This window comes from Acinetobacter pittii, from assembly GCF_022449185.1.
In the GTDB taxonomy this organism is placed as follows: Bacteria; Pseudomonadota; Gammaproteobacteria; order Pseudomonadales; family Moraxellaceae; genus Acinetobacter; species Acinetobacter pittii_I.
Map to the genome: position 1 here is coordinate 867,975 of NZ_JAKUKO010000001.1, position 16,283 is coordinate 884,257.

Sequence of the window (16,283 nt, forward strand, 5' to 3'; positions counted from 1 at the left end):
TTATATAAAAAAACTTCTATTTGAAGTTAAAAACTACTGAGTGTTTACTTTGTCGAAATAGAGATTCATGAGTCGCTCTGCATTTTGTTCGCAGGTAATCTCATTGGGTTTGTTATTAATCGCTTCAACCATAGTACGCAAATTTTGTTTACTTACTTTTAATTTTTCTTCTAGCAGCTCTATTTCCTGAATTTTTGATTCAAGTGTCTGGATGAGTGCGTTATGGTCCCAAGTAGCAACTTTTGAAGGCAAAAAAGCTTTAATTTCTGCTAAAGAAAAACCGACTTGCTGAGCTTGCTGGATTAAAGAAAGCTGTTTTAAATCATTATCGGTATATTCACGATAGCCATTCGATTTTCTTTTTGCTTTAGGTAAGAGTTTGATTTGCTCGTAATAACGAATTGTAGGGGTGCTTAAGCCGCTTAATTTAGATAACTCGCTAATATTCATAGCTATAGACTCTATTGACATTAAAGTTAACTTTAGACTTATAGTAATGTAAAAGCAAGGTTCATAACTTTACCAAGCGCACACTTTCAGTAACAGCTTTCTATGCTTTGATAGATGTAAGAATAGAATTATAAATATGGAAATGAGGTGAAAAAATGTCTAAACGCATATTACATGTCGTGACCAATGTTTCACGCTATAAAGATGTCGATGAACCCACAGGACTATGGTTAGGCGAGCTCACCCATGCCTATGATGAGTTTGAAAAAAAAGGCTATATCCAAGATATTGTGAGCCCAAATGGTGGTAAAACTCCGATCGAGCCTAAATCGCTTGCGCCTTTGGTTGCAGATAAATCAGTTAAAGACCGAGAAAAAGATCAATCCTTTATCACGCTACTAGCGAATACCTTTAAGCCTTCTGATATTAATTGGCAAGATTATGACGTGATTTATTACACAGGTGGTCACGGTGTCATGTGGGATTTTTTAGATAACCCAGAACTGCAAGAAATCACCAAAAATATTTATGAAAAAGGCGGCATTGTTTCGAGTGTTTGTCATGGCTATTGTGGGTTACTTAATGTACGACTTTCAAATGGCGAAAGACTTATAAAAGATAAGAAGTTAACTGGCTTTGCATGGAGTGAAGAAGTTTTGGCAGGGGTTGCAAAAAAAGTGCCGTACAATGCCGAAGAATTAGCGAAAGAATACGGCGCACATTACGAGAAAGCTTTTATTCCGTTTGCACCACATGTAGTTCAAGATGGCAATTTAATTACAGGTCAAAACCCGTTTTCAGCTAAAAAGACGGCTTTAGCGATTATAGAAACACTTGAAAAGAGTGCTTCGTGAAAATCACTCAAAGTTATAAATAAGATAAGCCGAATACTGCAAATGAGCATTCGGCTTATTTTTATCAAACTATGAACGCCACCAATAATTTTCGACATTTGGTTCGTTTAAGTTTAAGAGTTCACCCATTTGCGGTGTGCTAATCGCTAACTCATTTTGTTGAGCCAAAGCCACGATACGTTCAAAAGGGTCGTCCCACGCATGAAGCGCCAAGTCAAAAGTACCATTGTGCACAGGCAACAAATGGCGACCTTTTAAATCGATATGTGCTTGCAAAGTTTGCTCTGGTTGCATGTGAACATCGGGCCATTCGGGGTCGTAAGCACCCGTTTCTAACATGGTTAGATCGAAAGGGCCATAACGATGTCCAATCTCTTTAAACCCATCAAAATATCCCGTGTCACCGCTAAAAAATACCCGTAAGTCATTATCAATAATTACCCACGAAGCCCAAAGTGTCGCATTGCTATCTCCCATACCTCGGCCTGAAAAATGATGGGCAGGGGTAGCAACTAATTTTAGTCCATTCACATGAGTAGTATCCCACCAATCAAGTTGTTGAACCTTTTCTGCTGGAATTCCCCATTTAATGAGTGTGTCACCCACACCAAGCGGTGTTAAGAAATGCTCAACTTTATCGTTAAGTTGCATGACTGCATGGTAGTCGAGATGGTCGTAGTGGTTATGCGACAAAATCACGCCTTTAATGGGTGGTAATTCGGCAATGCTAATTGGGGGCTGATGGAAACGTTTTGGTCCAAGCCATTGAAAAGGTGAGGCACGCTCCGAAAAAACTGGGTCGGTTAACCAAAACTCATCTTGCAGTTTTAACAAAATGGTTGAGTGGCCCAAACGAAATAGAGAGCGGTCAGGTGCACTTAAAAGCTGTTCTTTTGACAAACTTAAAACAGGAATTTCTTTGTTCGGAACTGTGTCTTTTGGTTTGTTAAATAGAAACTTCCACATAAGTTGAAGCGTTTTGCCAAAAGAAGGCTGGTGTTGGTTCGGACGCGTATTTCTAAATTTGCCATTGTGTTGCTGTGATGGCATTAAGGGAGCAGGCAAGTCTGTTGTGTTTGAAATCGTCATTTTGTTTTTCCTTATTGGAACAAACCTATATATGCAAATAAGAACTTGGGCTAAGTACTTATTTTAATTTATTTAAATGAGTATTTGCTCACTCATTAATTGGTTTTAAAATAAGGACGCCGTGCATCCTTACTTTTATCTAAATTGAAACTGCATGCCAAAACGCTTCAAAACCTGATTTGCGATAACGTTCGGCTTGAGAAGGGTCTTGGGCAATAGAATTAAGAGTAACTTCTGCAAGCGCACCTAAAATTGAAGCAATAAATAACGGTGGATAATCTCTTAATTTGCCATCGTTAATACGTTCTTGGATGTTTTGAGTCAGGTCACAAAAGGTTTGCATGCCAATTTGTTTGCTTTGTTCAGTAATTTGTTCCGAGGTCGAAAGCTGCGCCATGACTTTTCGTTTAAGAGGAGCTTCTAAACTCCAGTCTAAATAGCTTTGCCAGATATGTGACATTTGTGTTTGTAGGTCAGCGTTAGTCGGGTAACTAAGCATCATGACCTGACGCAGTTCGGCCTTGAGTGAAAGATATAACTGATTCAGCAGTTCCTCTTTATTACTAAAATAGGTAAATAAAGTACCTTCTGCCACGCCAGCAACTTTGGCAATTTTTGAGGTAGACGCACGCTCGCCAAGCTCTGCTAATGTTTCAATAGCAGCGCTTAAAATTGCATTACGTTTATCTTCACTACGAGGACGAGCCATATACAAACATGTTAATTGAGTGATTACTCAATCATATATGAAAAATGAAAGAGAGCAAGTTATCTTTTATGTAGAAGTAAAAAATTATTCACAATTTTTAAAAACAATGAAGATGAGAGCCGAAGATTGCTGAATATATTAAAAAAAATATGCTATTTTTCACAGCACTTTGGTGAGACTAATTTTTCATGTATCGGTTTGGGCTTTTAATCGGCTTACTAGCAATATTGCTACAGAACCTCGTGTTCTGGCAAAGCCTATTACCCAGCGAAATGCATCAGCAAATGGTATGTGAACAAATTAGTGAAATGATGAATCATTCAAGTATGCAGTCTGAACCACATTTATCTCACCATATAAAAAATGATTCTCATAAAAAGCTCTTAAACAAAAACGTTCAGCACGACTCAAGCTTAAGCTGTCATTTTTGTTATCTCTATAGCCACATTGTGACTATTGATGGTTTCAAGTTAACCTTGTTTGCAATTGGTGTCGTTGTTCGCTTCATTATGCTGGCAACGCTAAGTTATATATTATTTTATTTAAGACGCTTATTTCTTTCACCGCAAGGGCGAGCTCCTCCTAAACAACTTTGTTTTGCTTAATTTATTACTAGGTACGTATCTGTTCCTATTTAATTACTAAACAGAGTTTGTCATGTCTAAATTTTTATTTCATCCACTCGCGTGGAGCATTTTATTTGCTCAATTTTCTATGTCAGCCATGGCACAAAGCCAACCTGAAAACCAGATTACCGAGTTAGAAAAAATTACGGTTAAGGCCCAAGAGAGCAGCGAAAATTCTAATTCTTCAATAGCATTAACCCAATTTGGCCATAGTTTGTTAGATGTTCCATTTACTAAGTCTCATGTATCGGCTCAAGATATTAAAAATAATAATATTCAACGTGTGAGTGATGCATTAGCTTTAGTTAATGGTGTGGTGTATCAAGACAGTTATGGTGGTGGTTTTTGGGATAACTATTCATTTCGTGGTTTTAGTACTGACCCCAACATGGGAACAAACTATTTACGTAATGGTTTGAGTTCTTTAAGTGGTATTCATACTGCAAGAGATATGGTGAATGTTCAGGCAATTGATTTTTTAAAAGGACCTATGGCAGCCATGTATGGGCAAGGAGCTATAGGTGGCATTATGAACATTACCACCAAACAACCAGAATGGACGCCAAAAAATGAAGTAAGCTTAAGTGGTAGTACATTAGAAGAATATCGAGCTTCATTAGATAGCACAGGCGCATTAAATGATGCTGTCGCCTATAGGCTTGGACTGGCTTATGAAAATAATCAGAGTTTCAGAGACCATGTCGACAGTCAGCATTATTTTATTGCCCCACAACTTGCATGGAAAATTTCGGATCAGACGCAGCTTAATTTAGATACAGAATTTTCTGAACATCAAGGCGTGTTTGATCGTGGTGTTCCAATGGTAAACGGGGCATTTGTTGTCAACAAAAAGACCTTTTTGGGTGAGCCTTCAGATGGAGACATTAAGGTTAAAGACCAACTGTACCAGTTAAGGTTAAATCATCAATTTAATGAAAATTGGAATAACACGACAGCTTTAAGCTATGGTCATGGCGAACGGGAAGGAACCTCTACTGAGATTTCGAGTATTTCAGCAGATGGTCAAACTGCAAACCGATTTAGACGTTACCGACAATTTGAAACTGATACATTTCAGTTCCAGTCGATTTTACGCGGGAAACTAAATACAGGAACAATTAGGCACGAAGTAGTCGCAAACATTGAAGCTGGGCACTATACCATTGACCAAATTCAGCTTCGTAATGCAGTCGGTACATCTAGCCCGATTAATATTTATAATCCAGTTTACGGACAAAATATTTTAGCGCTGAGCAGAATAACCAAAAATACCAAAGAAATTCAAAATATGCTGGGACTGAACTTACAAGACCAGATTTTTTTGAATGATCAATGGAATTTGTTGCTTGGAGGGCGTTTTAATCGCCTTGAGCAACAAATTGATGACTACAGAACAGGAATATCGGCTCAGCAAAAATTTACACCCTTGAGTCCACGTGTTGGATTGAACTATCAACCTACAACAAAGCTTTCTTTCTATAGTAATTGGGGGAAATCTTTTGAGTTAAATACAGGTCTTAATAAAGAGAATCAACTGTATGACCCAGAGAAAACCAAGAGCTGGGAAATTGGTACAAAATACCAATTTTTACCGCAAAGCTGGTTTGGTCTAACTTATTTTGATTTAGATAAACAACACTTACTGACTGAAGGTATAACCGACAGTTATGTAGATAGTGGTCGCGTCCAAAGTCATGGTGTTGAAATTGAGTTAAAGCACAAGTTTAGCGATCATTTGAATGTGGGCGCGAATTATACTTTAACGAAAGCTTCTGTTTTAGAAAGTGAAGTCGATGCGAAAGGTGCTCGCCTAAAAAATATTCCTAAGCACACTGCAAACTTAAACGCAAATTATCAGTTTGAATTATTTGGAAGGGCAGCTGGCTTAGTAGGCAACATCAATTACTTTGGTAAACGTAGTGCCAACTATATCGATAATGGAACAAGTTTGCCTGAGTTTACAGTGGTTAATGTCGGTGGATATATGCAAGTACGCCCAGATTTAAGGATGCAGTTAAATGTTGATAATGTCTTTGATAAAGATTATTACGTTTCAAGTTATACAGATGAATGGGTACAACCTGGTGAACCTTTAAAGGCAACTTTATCTATGACTTGGAATTTTTAAATAAAAAATTAGTAAATAGAAAGGTTTAACCAAAATGGGGCATATTGACAGGCCCCATTTTGCAAAGCGCTGTTCAGTATTACTGTATAAGTTGTTTAGTTAAAGTATCTAATACTATGAAAAACAATAATTAATTAAATAATTTCTAGCCAATTTCACATTGACACCTCAAATATTGAAGATTACCATTTGAGGGCTGGCCTACATTGCCAGTCGGTTTTGACGGACCGAGTTTGTAAGACCACATCAGAGCTATTCCTTCTGAGGGATACTCATATGTGCACACCCCGTTCCCTCCCGTAGCGGTAGGACGGGAGTGGGACACCTTCGGGTGTGCTGGAGTCTTACCCAGTCCGTCAACCTGCTTCCGTTCTGCCACCATAATTTATAATGCTTTGGCAGAACTCCCAAAAGAAGGAGTTGGCTATGCACATTCATAAATTATTGGCAGTCACTGTCAAGATCTATCTCGACACAACTTAAAATTTTAAAGCAGTTTGATTGCCTATAGGCTTTTCAGGCTTTAAATCATTACGTCTAAAACTTAGCAACAATAAAACTTGAGATGTGCCAAGCACAGTCTTTACGGCTTTGCTGTGCCTTTTTTTCTCCCAGAAAAGGTACAGGCTTTTTTATCTCTTTTAGCAATAACAAGAATTTATAACGGTAAAACGATGCCAACTTTAAAAAGATCTTCCAAAAAACTACAGGTTATTCATACTGCAATAGAGCTGTTCAATCTCTATGGATTTCACAATGCGGGTGTGGACTTAATCGTCAAAAAATCCAAAATTCCTAAAGCCACTTTTTATAACTACTTTCACTCAAAACAGCGGCTTATTGAAGTGTGCCTATCCTTTCAAAAAAGCAAACTTAAAGAAGAAGTGCTGGCAATTATCTACTCAAGCCGTTACCGAACCTCAAGCGATAAACTCAAAGAGATTATTGTTTTACATGTCAATTTTAATAGCTTGTACTATCTATTACTTAAAGCCATTTTTGAAACTAAACAGATTCACCGAGAGGCCTATCGCATAGCGCTTGAATATAGAAAATGGCTGCTTAAAGAACTTTTTGATTTGGTTTTTTCTTTAGAGAACTGCCCGCTAAAACCAGATGCCCATATGGTTTTAAACTTAATTGATGGCTTAATGTTCCAGATTTTAAGCTCAAATAGTTTGGATGAAAGGGATGTGGTGGTGGGGAGGTTTTTTGGGATAATATTTGATAATGCTTAATTCTAAATTTTACTCACTAAAGGTTAGAGATAAATTTAAAGTTATAACTGTAGACCATGAAAACTAAACAAATAATTGAAGGGGTTTTAATGCAAGATGTGAGGGAAGGTTTATTAATACTTGAAAATAAAGAAGTTGAGAATATTGCTGAAGTATATTCTTTTGAACAAATTAGAGAAATACTTATTTTTGCTCTATCTGATAGTACTTCAGAATATTGGACAATATTAGCTCTGAACCTATTGAGTAAAAAATCCGAGTATATTTCTGATGAAATAATCTTAATACTTAAAGAAATAGCAGGCATGCCAAAAAAATATACACAAAAAACCAGACATGAAGCATTAAAAATATTTAAGCAACAAAAGTGGAAATACTAATTAGAGGAATTGTATGAATTGAATTTTCCAAAGAATATAGTAGTTAATTTAACATAGGAGTGGCTATGTATAGATGGGGTATACCGCAGTGAAAAGTATGAATGAAAACTACGTTAATCTTTTCATAGTGTTGGAGTTTTATTGTGCAGAATATTAAAATGAAAGATGACTCATGTCATTTTTTTACTGAGCAAGATATTACAAGTAAGCAAGTTATTAAAGTTTGCTTTGATATATCTGATTTTGAAGAAATTCAAGAAGTTTATGATTTTTTTGGTGATAAAATCTATGGAAATAATCGAGAATATTTGAATGACATTCATCCAAATACAAAACAGTTTGGAAGGAATTTGTCTGCATTTCATGACTATTTAAGAGGGTATTTGATCGGTATTTTTTCAGAAAAAAGAAATGAAATTTTATCAATAACTATAACCAATAACAGCAATAAAAATGTTGATGATGATTGGTTGGATTTCTTCAGTATAATTATGCAAACATTTTTTGATGCACATAAAAATATAAAATATGGAATTTATATGGACTTGAATTTTTCAAGAAGTATCATGGCTAATATGATGGATTATTTTGGTTTTTTAATTTCTGATTATCATAATAGACCAAAAGACGAGCTGGATGAGAATGGTAATTATGTGTAAAAGTTTTTAATTTGGTATACTAAGTTATGAATATTTATAGATCTATTCTAAGGCTTCCCAATCTATAAGGTACTTTATATGAGTAATTTGGTGACTATGCTTTCTTCTATTAAAGCTGAAAAAAATTATTTTATTGAAAAATTAGAAAGGGTTAATGGATATTCAGAACAAGAAGTCGCTGAAATTGAGAAATTAAATAATATTTCTGTGCATGGTCAATTGAAAGAGTTGCTAACAACTATGGGTAAATGTTCAGGAGGATTGATTTTTGGTGATGATTTTTATATATACAGATATTATAGAAATGCGGGATTTAATATACAAAGGCAAAAAAATTTAATGGTTGATGAAGAACTTGCTATCAATTATAGAGAGAGTGGTGAGAAATTAGATTTAGCTGAAGAACAATATTTTGAGATTTGTGGTGAGAATGAACATGCTAATATTTTCTTCATGTATACAAAGGATATTAATGATATTGTTTATGAGTGGGATGAAAATAGCAATACAGTAAAAAGATTTGGAACACTATTTGAGTACTTAATTCGATACAGAAAGAGATTAGGTTCATATTCGTCGCAAGGCACAATTCGAGGTGATGAAGATCCTACTTTATTCGACGAGTTAACAACAGGAAGATTATTGCTTTCTAGCTAAATAGAAATAAAACAACTTTATTTGTAAAAAGTTTTGCAAGCTATATATTAAAACTATCTTATGAATTTTAAATTATTTTATTCCGAAATATTGGTTTTTAAATTTATAATCATTAAGTTAACTATTCTTAAGGAATATTTTCTTATATTGTGAAAACTATTGAGATTGCCTGATGAAAGAAATAAGAGAGTTAAATAAATTATTAAAAGCTTATAAAACATATAGTATTGAAAATTTGGCGTATTCGTTTAAATTTGATCAAAAACACATACTAGATACCTTAGATGGGGAAGATATACTTTTTCCTCATCATATAGTTAGTATGTCTATATCTTATGCCCAATTGGCATTCTTAAAAATTGAAAATAATAAGGCAGATATGGATGCTTTAAATAGTTTAAATCTTGCCTTGATGTATGCAGAGGTGGGAAGAGAATCACAATTAAAAGATTTTAAAATAAAACCTTTAGATAAAATGAATGTGCATGAGTTGAAGAAGTATTTTTCAGAATTTTCTGCACTACTTTTTTGGGCAATTCTATTAAATAATAAAAATTTAGCAAAGAAATTAGCGCGCCAAGTGGAGTTTTGTTTACAACAAAAATTTCTATCTGATTTTCCTTTAAGTTATGACTATTTTTCATTATGGGCTTATTACAAATGGATTAATGAAGAATTTACATTAGAATCAAAGATAGATGGAAAATTTAAAGATTTGATAAATAATTGGTCATGTGACACAGTATTTTTAGAACCATTACTCATAGATATAGCAAATTTACACTGCGAAGAATTAATAGATAATGATTTACGTAAGTATCCTCCAAAATTCATTAACCCTCCATTCACTTTATTGCCACTTGAAATTCATGTGATTAATAAATTACGTGCATTAGATAAATTAGATGAAATATCTTTAAATCATCCTTTAATGAACACTCATTCAGCAAAAATTAAAGAGTTTGAAGTGATAAGTGATGATTTGCTTGAAACGATACAGATAAATTTTTTGTAGCTGAATCAACCTACTCAAAAGTTTGGTTGCAAACAGATGGGGGTACAGGAGAGTACAATGGTACGAATTTATATATCTATCGAATATATTGATAAATTTGAATTAATTATAGTCATTACTTAGAAATGACTATGTATAGATGGGATATACCGCAGTGCAAATTATGATTGAGCAATCAGTTCTTAGAACCAAATCTCCATTTTTTATTATTGCTAAAAATTTCTTTATTTTTGGATTGCTTTGGATTTTATCTTCATTCTTGTATGGTGTTTTTGACTATGAGTCATATTCTTCCATATTTATTTATCTAATTAGTTTCTATGCTACTTATTTTTTTGGATATTTAATATCTAAACCTATTGTTTTAGATCTTGACTCTAATACTTTTAATCGAGTTAAGTTTTTAAGCCTTATATTTTTTGCTCTTTATTATGTAATAATACCTCTACGGTTCTTTCTATTTGATATTAATAATGAGTTATATGGTTTTAGAGTTGGATTTGGGTTCGTTTTTCCGTTCTGGACACTAACCCCAATTTTTATCACTAATCTGAAGAATAAGTTTTATATTTATTTATGTGTCTTGCTATGTGCTCTAGAAGTAATTTTTTGGATATTGTTTTTTTAAATGAGTGGGTCTGAATTTTACAAGAGACCTTCATTTGTTGCTATGTTCACAAGTTCTCTTGTATTCGCCTTAACTTTTCCTTGGTATTTATCCTGGCTAAGAGAAATAGACATCAATAAATGGGTTTTACCATTCTTTTTTAAAGAGTATAGATTTACATCTAAACTAATATCATGGATAGCAATAGGACTTGGTAGTTTATTTATGTTTTTATTCTATCTTTTCTTCTAAAAAAGAATTCTAAAAAGGAGTACCTATGAGATCTTTATATCAGGTAGCAGCTAGTCAATTGGGTATAGGAGTATGGTACCAGAAAGGATTTGAACAAAATGGTATTTTGTTTATTCGACCAAATCATTACCACCCATCGGAGGCTATGGGGGCGCAATGTGCAAATTGTAATACGATTGTTTGGATAACTGGACGTAATGATCCTATTTTAAATGAGGAGTTGCCAGAATATGCTGTTAATGGTGGTCCTCTTTATCGTAATTATATTGAGAATAATACTAAAAGGTTTTTAAACTCTTTACCTTCATGTCCACATTGCTATCAACAAGCCTATGATTTATTTATAAATAGTACAATTATGCCGAGATATCAAAATGGGGACTACTATTCATTAGAAAGTGATCTAGGTCCTAATGAAGAAATGTCAGCTAAAGTCAAAGATATACCAGTGTGGTGGTATGGTGATGAAGCCGAGGCTAAAAGATTGAGTTTGAAATTGTTATAATATTTTTAAATATACGCTTGATAATCAATAAACTATTACTTATGAAGATTTTGCACATACTTGAATTAAAGGTTTTTTGTAAAACCAGAGGCACAATGACGTGAATTTATATCCGATACCTACTGATTTTATCAATCAAAAGGTGAACCTTTCATGGTGTGATATCAAATGGGGCTATGAAAATAATCTGATTACTTCGGAACTGCCAATCAAAAAAGCCGAAAATATTGTATTAACGGAGATCTATACTAAGGCCGAGCTTGAGTTGTCATTCCTTATACCGAATCAATCAAATGATATCTTTCCCTTTTTGAATGAATTATGTTCAGAGACTAATGAAGATTAGATGATTAGAGAAAAATGGCTTTATATACTTCTTAGCTGGCTTTGGATTAAACGAGAAAGATTTGAAGATCCTTTAGATGAAGTAGAAAGTATTTATACAGATTTTGATTGTCCAGTCGAAATGGATAGTTTTATTAAATATATGCCTCCCACAGATGGATACGATCCCTCATTGTATTCTTATGCAGAAAATATTAATCGCTTAATGAAGAATTGGGAGAGCTATTTGCAAAAGAGTGCTGAAAAGTATAAGTGAAGCACTATGCGATTTATGAAGCTTAAGAATATTAGGCAAATTTTTTTAAATACTGGAGTACCATCAAATGCTACAAGATATTGGGGATCAGTATCCAAATGGCGCAATTAATAAAGAAATTATTGAAAATTTTGCAGCTACCTTAAAGGTAACATTTCCACCTGAATATGTTGAACTTATTTCTCAACATGATGGAATTTATCCTGAAATTTCTAGCTTTGACTATGTTGACACTGATGGTGAACTAAATATCAGTACAATAGAGTTAGGAGGATACTTGCATGAACCTCGAATAGAAGGAATGCAATTTCCCGAAGGTGATGATGACTATGAGGGAAAATTGATAGGATTTGGTTCTACACCTGGTGGAAATTTCATTTGTTTCGATTACAGATTCCCTTGGATCAAAGATCAACCTAAGATTGTGCTTGTTTTACACGATGAATTCTATGATTTTGGAATAAATGAGGGTAAAAGAAAGATTTTATATCTAGCTGATAACTTTGCACATTTTATAAATTCATTACATGAATTTATTGAGTATTAGCAATCTACAATAGTTTTTTAATTTTTAAATAAAGCTTTATTTAACAGTACTCAATGCTTGAAAAATAACAGTTTGAAGACAGCGTGAATGTTAAAGGTTACTAATGATTTTATATGTCTGTAGTTATGTAATAAGAACCCCTTTTTTATCAGAGACAAGAATTGATATAAAAGAAATGGGTTTGGAGAAATTATCAAATATAGTCAAGAATGTTTATGCTGTTGGTGGGAGTCTCATTATTCATAAAACAGATGCTGATTATTCTGAAGAGAGTGGGCGATTGGCATATAGTGATATTGATAGTTACACCATGATTTGTGATTCAAAATATGGTTATTTGTTTGGATGTAGTATTAGCGAAAATGAAGAATATCCTGAAGGTACTTATTTGCGTCTTGTGAACAGAGAAGCTAAATATCCTGATAAATTTTATATATTTGAGTCACATGAAGATGAGTGGCAAGCGAAATATGTGAATCAAGATTTAGACTTAGTCTTAAATTTATTTAAAGATATTTATAAATATGGCGAATTATCATTCGAGTCAAAAATTATGTTTGATTAGTCAATTAGAGTTTTACTCAATATTTAATAGTTAAAAAATTAGCTCCTTGATGGAAAAATCAACCTTTATGAATAGTATTAAAAATAAGGAAGCCTATCAAAAAGCATTAGCTCATGTAATTCAACATGCTGAATTTAGTGAAAATACAGTTAGTTTGATTGACTATATTACTAATAATAAAGGTGATGTACCATTTTGTATAGGAATGTTAGGGAATTACGCTGAAGCTAATGCAATGGTATCTTGGTTTCGTGACAATGACTTAATTGGTTTTAAGCAATGGTGTTTTATTGCTGCTAAACTGAATCGTATGGTATTTCAGTTTGATGCTATAGAATGGTTTCCTGCTTATAAACATTTATATGCTTTATTATCAGATAAAGAGGAAATCATTTCTTGGTATGGTCAGCACCGAGTCTCGTATGATCGACAAGGCTCAATTAAAGACCACGACAATCCACGTAAGCCAGATTTTCATGGATATCAGTTGATATTAGCTCTTAATGATGAGTGGGATCAATTACGTGAACGTTGTGAACTCATTTTACAAACTGATTTAAAAAAGGATAAAAAGTATTTAATTGACCATCGTTTTTATCTTGCCTTAGCCAATGGTGATAAGAGTGAAATGGAAAATGTTTTGACTGAGTTAACTAGTCCAAAAATTGCCAAAGTCCGTAATTCTGAATTTGCATTTACTTTTACTGAGCATTTTATTGCGACTCATGCTGTAATTTATAGCAAATTAGCATGGAGAAATGGATATCAGATAAATATAGATACACCTTGGATACCTAAAGAATGGTTGTCTGTAGAGCCTTTACCTGAATATCCCGAACCTTGGGAATTTATGCGTGAATTTGATATTTTCACTCCTTTTGACGGTGAATGGAAAGATTGGTCACCTTAAAGAAATAATACATAAGCGCTGAAAATTTGGCGATGTCCAATAGAAATAGTGGACTAAGCATCAGTAAATTTCACTATTGTTCTAAAAGAAAGCTCATCGATAGGTGAGCTTTTTTATTACACATTGCTTGAAAAATATACACAAACCTCTTTAAAACGAGTTGGAACGCTACAAACGCGGATGCTAATTTGAATTCCACTCTTCCCAATAAGTGAGGTGAGCAATGAAATTGTTAGCTTTGATTAGCATGGGAGTTGCAGCAAGTTATTGGTATAAAACTATAAAAGATAGCAAGCCAGCTCTTCTGAAACCAACTTTTGATGAAATAGTAAAAAACTTTGTATTAGCAGAATTTAAAGTCTAATGCATATTCTTAAATTTAGTTAAATAAAAAGCTCATCGGAAGATGGGCTTTTTTTATTGTAGTAGTGTTTATTTATTTTATTGTTGACTATTAAAATTTAAAAATATATTTTGCCGTTTTTGTTTTTCAATTCAACGAACTAAGAAATTATGAATAAATATCTTATGCTAACTCTTCTTACAACATCTACTCTTTCTTTGACAGGTTGTGCGCAAATGTTTCCTGCTCAAGCTACCAAACTTGAAAATGGAAATTATATGATTCAAACCACTTCTAATATTTTAGGTTCTAATGAAGCAATGGAAAACAAAGTAAACAAAAAGGCTGAAACCGTTTGTGCTGGTAAAGGCTTTAGTGAAATAAATAATAATCATCAAACTCATAGCCAACAAGTTTATACAGCTCAAGTAATTACAACAGGCACATATAAGACCTTCAATAAGACGATTAAATGTAATTAACCACTTTTATTGATAGCAATTGAACCCACTTTGGTGGGTTTTTTTAAAGGTGGTTTTTAATTTGTAGAAAGTGTTATAAATTTGAACCCGACTAAATAAAGATTATTAGTGGGATTTTTATTTTATAAAGTAGATGGCTTCTAAGTCCTTCTTAAAAAAAACAATAATCCAAAACAAAATATAAATACAATATACCAAGTGTCTCTTACGAGTTGATAGTCGCCTATACTTTGTAGTATTTCAAATATAGGTCCACATGCAAATATTGATACCCGTACATATCCTGCAAGTGTAATGCCCCAGTCATCAAAGTCAAGTTTACGTTCTGGTTTTTGACCAGTTGATTTTCTTTTGATCCATTTTAAGAATGACTTATAGTAAAAATATAAAGCTCCCATCCCCACAATCATTAGTATAAGTGTGTCGAGGGGACCACTATAAGAGGAGCTTCCCATTCTTGGGCTTATATGTATTGCAGCTAATCCATGTAGTGATGTAGACAATAATATTAATAATGCACTTAATTTTTTTATAGTAGTAAATATAACTTAACTCAACATAGATTTTAGGAAATTAAAGGAAAAGATTAATTTATGTAAAAGTGAACCAGTATTGTAAGTGCTTTGCTAGAGGTTTTACAGAGTAAAAAGCTTACTTTAGTTTGGTATTGGCGGAGTTTCTTTTTTTGAAAATTCATATTTATAATTGATAAATTTTGAGATATTTAAATTTATCATAGTGTTAATATAAGTAGGTTTAATATTAATCAAGTGTAATATGTATTATATGAATAAATTGTATAAGAATGAATCTCCAGAAATGATTCTAGCTTTTGAGAGTGCCATAGGTACATTTAAATACTTTTGGCGTGAACTTTATTGGGAATATCGGCGAATTGTTCCTGCTCTAGAACTGGCTTATGTGAAGTGTGCATTTATCCAAGAAAACCTTGAAGATAAAAATGAACCTTTAATTGAGTATATGTGGATTGATCAAGTTGATTTTGATGGCTGTACAATTTCAGGAACTTTGTTAAACGAACCTTATATTATTGATAATGTGCAAGCTGGTGAAACAGTAAGGCTTCAATTTGAGTCTATAGTTGATTGGATGTTTTTATCTAATGGCACTGTTCATGGTGGGTTTACGATTCAAGAATATCGTAAGACTTTAAATGCATCAGATCGTAAAGAATATGACGAGGCGTGGGGGATTGATTTTGGTAATCCTGATGAAATTTTTCTAGTTTATGACCAGAAAAATTGTCCCGAAAATCTAGAAGAGCATCCTATGTGTAGGAGTATTTTGGATCAGTTCATAAATATTATGAAGACAGACCCTACAATCATTACCGAAAAAGACGAAAGTGGTAATCAATTATTACATCGTGAAGTTATAGCGGGTAATTATTTATTTGTTCAAGAGCTTTTAAGATTGAATACGAATAAGTTGGAAATAAATAAACAATCAATGACTCCTTTAGATTTGGCTCATAAGTTGGGTTGGAACAATATTGTAAGTTTACTTAAGTAGCTTTGAGCAGGCCCTCTAATGGAGGGCTTTTTAATGAGTGAAATTTATGAAAAATAAAATTAGCTTTCAAATACTAATAATGATTAAGTAAATTCTTAAAAATTATTAGGCTAAAATTAATATAAGTTGTTGA

Annotated in this window: 19 protein-coding genes and 2 pseudogenes; 17 read left to right on the plus strand and 4 right to left on the minus strand. The window is 33.3% G+C overall.

Annotated features, from left to right (window positions below):
- Nucleotides 1-33: 33 nt before the first annotated feature.
- Entirely contained in the window at nucleotides 34-450 is a 417-nt protein-coding gene (locus MKX14_RS04100; RefSeq protein ID WP_240281827.1) for a MerR family transcriptional regulator, read from the minus strand.
- A gap of 155 nt (nucleotides 451-605) precedes the next feature.
- Here MKX14_RS04100 and MKX14_RS04105 point away from each other — a divergent pair, with 155 nt between their 5' ends.
- A complete protein-coding gene (locus tag MKX14_RS04105) occupies nucleotides 606-1,304 on the plus strand; it encodes a type 1 glutamine amidotransferase domain-containing protein (RefSeq protein ID WP_240281828.1) in 699 nt (232 codons plus the stop codon).
- A gap of 69 nt (nucleotides 1,305-1,373) precedes the next feature.
- Here MKX14_RS04105 and MKX14_RS04110 read toward each other — a convergent pair whose 3' ends face one another.
- Both MKX14_RS04110 and yhgD read right to left on the minus strand, forming a co-directional pair.
- The gene (locus MKX14_RS04110) at nucleotides 1,374-2,393 is read right to left on the minus strand and encodes an MBL fold metallo-hydrolase (protein ID WP_240281829.1); all 1,020 of its coding nucleotides are present in this window, start codon (nucleotides 2,391-2,393) and stop codon (nucleotides 1,374-1,376) included.
- A gap of 139 nt (nucleotides 2,394-2,532) precedes the next feature.
- Nucleotides 2,533-3,102 (minus strand): TetR/AcrR family transcriptional regulator, encoded by a 570-nt coding sequence (yhgD, locus tag MKX14_RS04115; RefSeq protein WP_240281830.1) that lies wholly within the window; start codon nucleotides 3,100-3,102, stop codon nucleotides 2,533-2,535.
- Between the two features lie 188 nt (nucleotides 3,103-3,290).
- On the opposite strand from yhgD, the gene MKX14_RS04120 reads away from it, so the two are divergent.
- The 15 genes and pseudogenes from MKX14_RS04120 to MKX14_RS04185 all read left to right on the plus strand — a co-directional run bounded on the left by MKX14_RS04120 (nucleotide 3,291) and on the right by MKX14_RS04185 (nucleotide 14,617).
- On the plus strand, nucleotides 3,291-3,707 hold the full coding sequence (locus MKX14_RS04120; RefSeq protein ID WP_133482385.1) for a DUF2946 domain-containing protein: 417 nt from the start codon (nucleotides 3,291-3,293) through the stop codon (nucleotides 3,705-3,707).
- A 52-nt stretch (nucleotides 3,708-3,759) separates the two neighbouring features.
- Nucleotides 3,760-5,856: a TonB-dependent receptor gene (locus MKX14_RS04125; RefSeq protein ID WP_240281831.1), complete on the plus strand. Its 2,097-nt coding sequence runs from the start codon at nucleotides 3,760-3,762 to the stop codon at nucleotides 5,854-5,856.
- Nucleotides 5,857-6,530: 674 nt separating this feature from the next.
- The gene (locus MKX14_RS04130) at nucleotides 6,531-7,094 is read left to right on the plus strand and encodes a TetR/AcrR family transcriptional regulator (RefSeq protein WP_240282018.1); all 564 of its coding nucleotides are present in this window, start codon (nucleotides 6,531-6,533) and stop codon (nucleotides 7,092-7,094) included.
- 56 nt (nucleotides 7,095-7,150) lie between these two features.
- Complete coding sequence (locus MKX14_RS04135) at nucleotides 7,151-7,474, plus strand: hypothetical protein (protein WP_228261850.1); 324 nt, start codon at nucleotides 7,151-7,153, stop codon at nucleotides 7,472-7,474.
- A gap of 143 nt (nucleotides 7,475-7,617) precedes the next feature.
- Nucleotides 7,618-8,133 (plus strand): hypothetical protein, encoded by a 516-nt coding sequence (locus tag MKX14_RS04140; protein WP_240281832.1) that lies wholly within the window; start codon nucleotides 7,618-7,620, stop codon nucleotides 8,131-8,133.
- 78 nt (nucleotides 8,134-8,211) lie between these two features.
- Nucleotides 8,212-8,790: a hypothetical protein gene (locus MKX14_RS04145; RefSeq protein ID WP_240281833.1), complete on the plus strand. Its 579-nt coding sequence runs from the start codon at nucleotides 8,212-8,214 to the stop codon at nucleotides 8,788-8,790.
- A 172-nt stretch (nucleotides 8,791-8,962) separates the two neighbouring features.
- Nucleotides 8,963-9,805 (plus strand): hypothetical protein, encoded by an 843-nt coding sequence (locus MKX14_RS04150; RefSeq protein ID WP_240281834.1) that lies wholly within the window; start codon nucleotides 8,963-8,965, stop codon nucleotides 9,803-9,805.
- A 163-nt stretch (nucleotides 9,806-9,968) separates the two neighbouring features.
- A pseudogene (locus MKX14_RS18270) lies at nucleotides 9,969-10,664 on the plus strand (hypothetical protein).
- A gap of 25 nt (nucleotides 10,665-10,689) precedes the next feature.
- A complete protein-coding gene (locus tag MKX14_RS04155) occupies nucleotides 10,690-11,169 on the plus strand; it encodes a hypothetical protein (RefSeq protein ID WP_240281835.1) in 480 nt (159 codons plus the stop codon).
- 100 nt (nucleotides 11,170-11,269) lie between these two features.
- Nucleotides 11,270-11,770, plus strand: a pseudogene (locus tag MKX14_RS04160) (DUF2247 family protein).
- A 67-nt stretch (nucleotides 11,771-11,837) separates the two neighbouring features.
- Nucleotides 11,838-12,317, plus strand: a complete 480-nt coding sequence (locus tag MKX14_RS04165) for an SMI1/KNR4 family protein (RefSeq protein WP_240281836.1) — start codon at nucleotides 11,838-11,840, stop codon at nucleotides 12,315-12,317.
- Nucleotides 12,318-12,420: 103 nt separating this feature from the next.
- Nucleotides 12,421-12,882, plus strand: coding sequence for a hypothetical protein (locus MKX14_RS04170; RefSeq protein WP_108010655.1), 462 nt, complete (start codon nucleotides 12,421-12,423; stop codon nucleotides 12,880-12,882).
- 67 nt (nucleotides 12,883-12,949) lie between these two features.
- Nucleotides 12,950-13,792, plus strand: coding sequence for an Imm49 family immunity protein (locus tag MKX14_RS04175; RefSeq protein WP_240281837.1), 843 nt, complete (start codon nucleotides 12,950-12,952; stop codon nucleotides 13,790-13,792).
- A gap of 223 nt (nucleotides 13,793-14,015) precedes the next feature.
- Nucleotides 14,016-14,156 (plus strand): hypothetical protein, encoded by a 141-nt coding sequence (locus MKX14_RS04180; RefSeq protein ID WP_039252089.1) that lies wholly within the window; start codon nucleotides 14,016-14,018, stop codon nucleotides 14,154-14,156.
- 149 nt (nucleotides 14,157-14,305) lie between these two features.
- A complete protein-coding gene (locus tag MKX14_RS04185) occupies nucleotides 14,306-14,617 on the plus strand; it encodes a hypothetical protein (RefSeq protein WP_240281838.1) in 312 nt (103 codons plus the stop codon).
- A gap of 140 nt (nucleotides 14,618-14,757) precedes the next feature.
- Here the strand turns inward: MKX14_RS04185 and MKX14_RS04190 are convergent, their stop codons facing one another.
- Nucleotides 14,758-15,162, minus strand: coding sequence for a putative four-helix membrane protein (locus MKX14_RS04190; RefSeq protein ID WP_345892607.1), 405 nt, complete (start codon nucleotides 15,160-15,162; stop codon nucleotides 14,758-14,760).
- Nucleotides 15,163-15,436: 274 nt separating this feature from the next.
- Between MKX14_RS04190 and MKX14_RS04195 the strand changes: the two genes are divergently transcribed.
- Nucleotides 15,437-16,150 (plus strand): DUF2314 domain-containing protein, encoded by a 714-nt coding sequence (locus tag MKX14_RS04195; protein WP_240282020.1) that lies wholly within the window; start codon nucleotides 15,437-15,439, stop codon nucleotides 16,148-16,150.
- The last annotated feature ends 133 nt before the right edge of the window (nucleotides 16,151-16,283 follow it).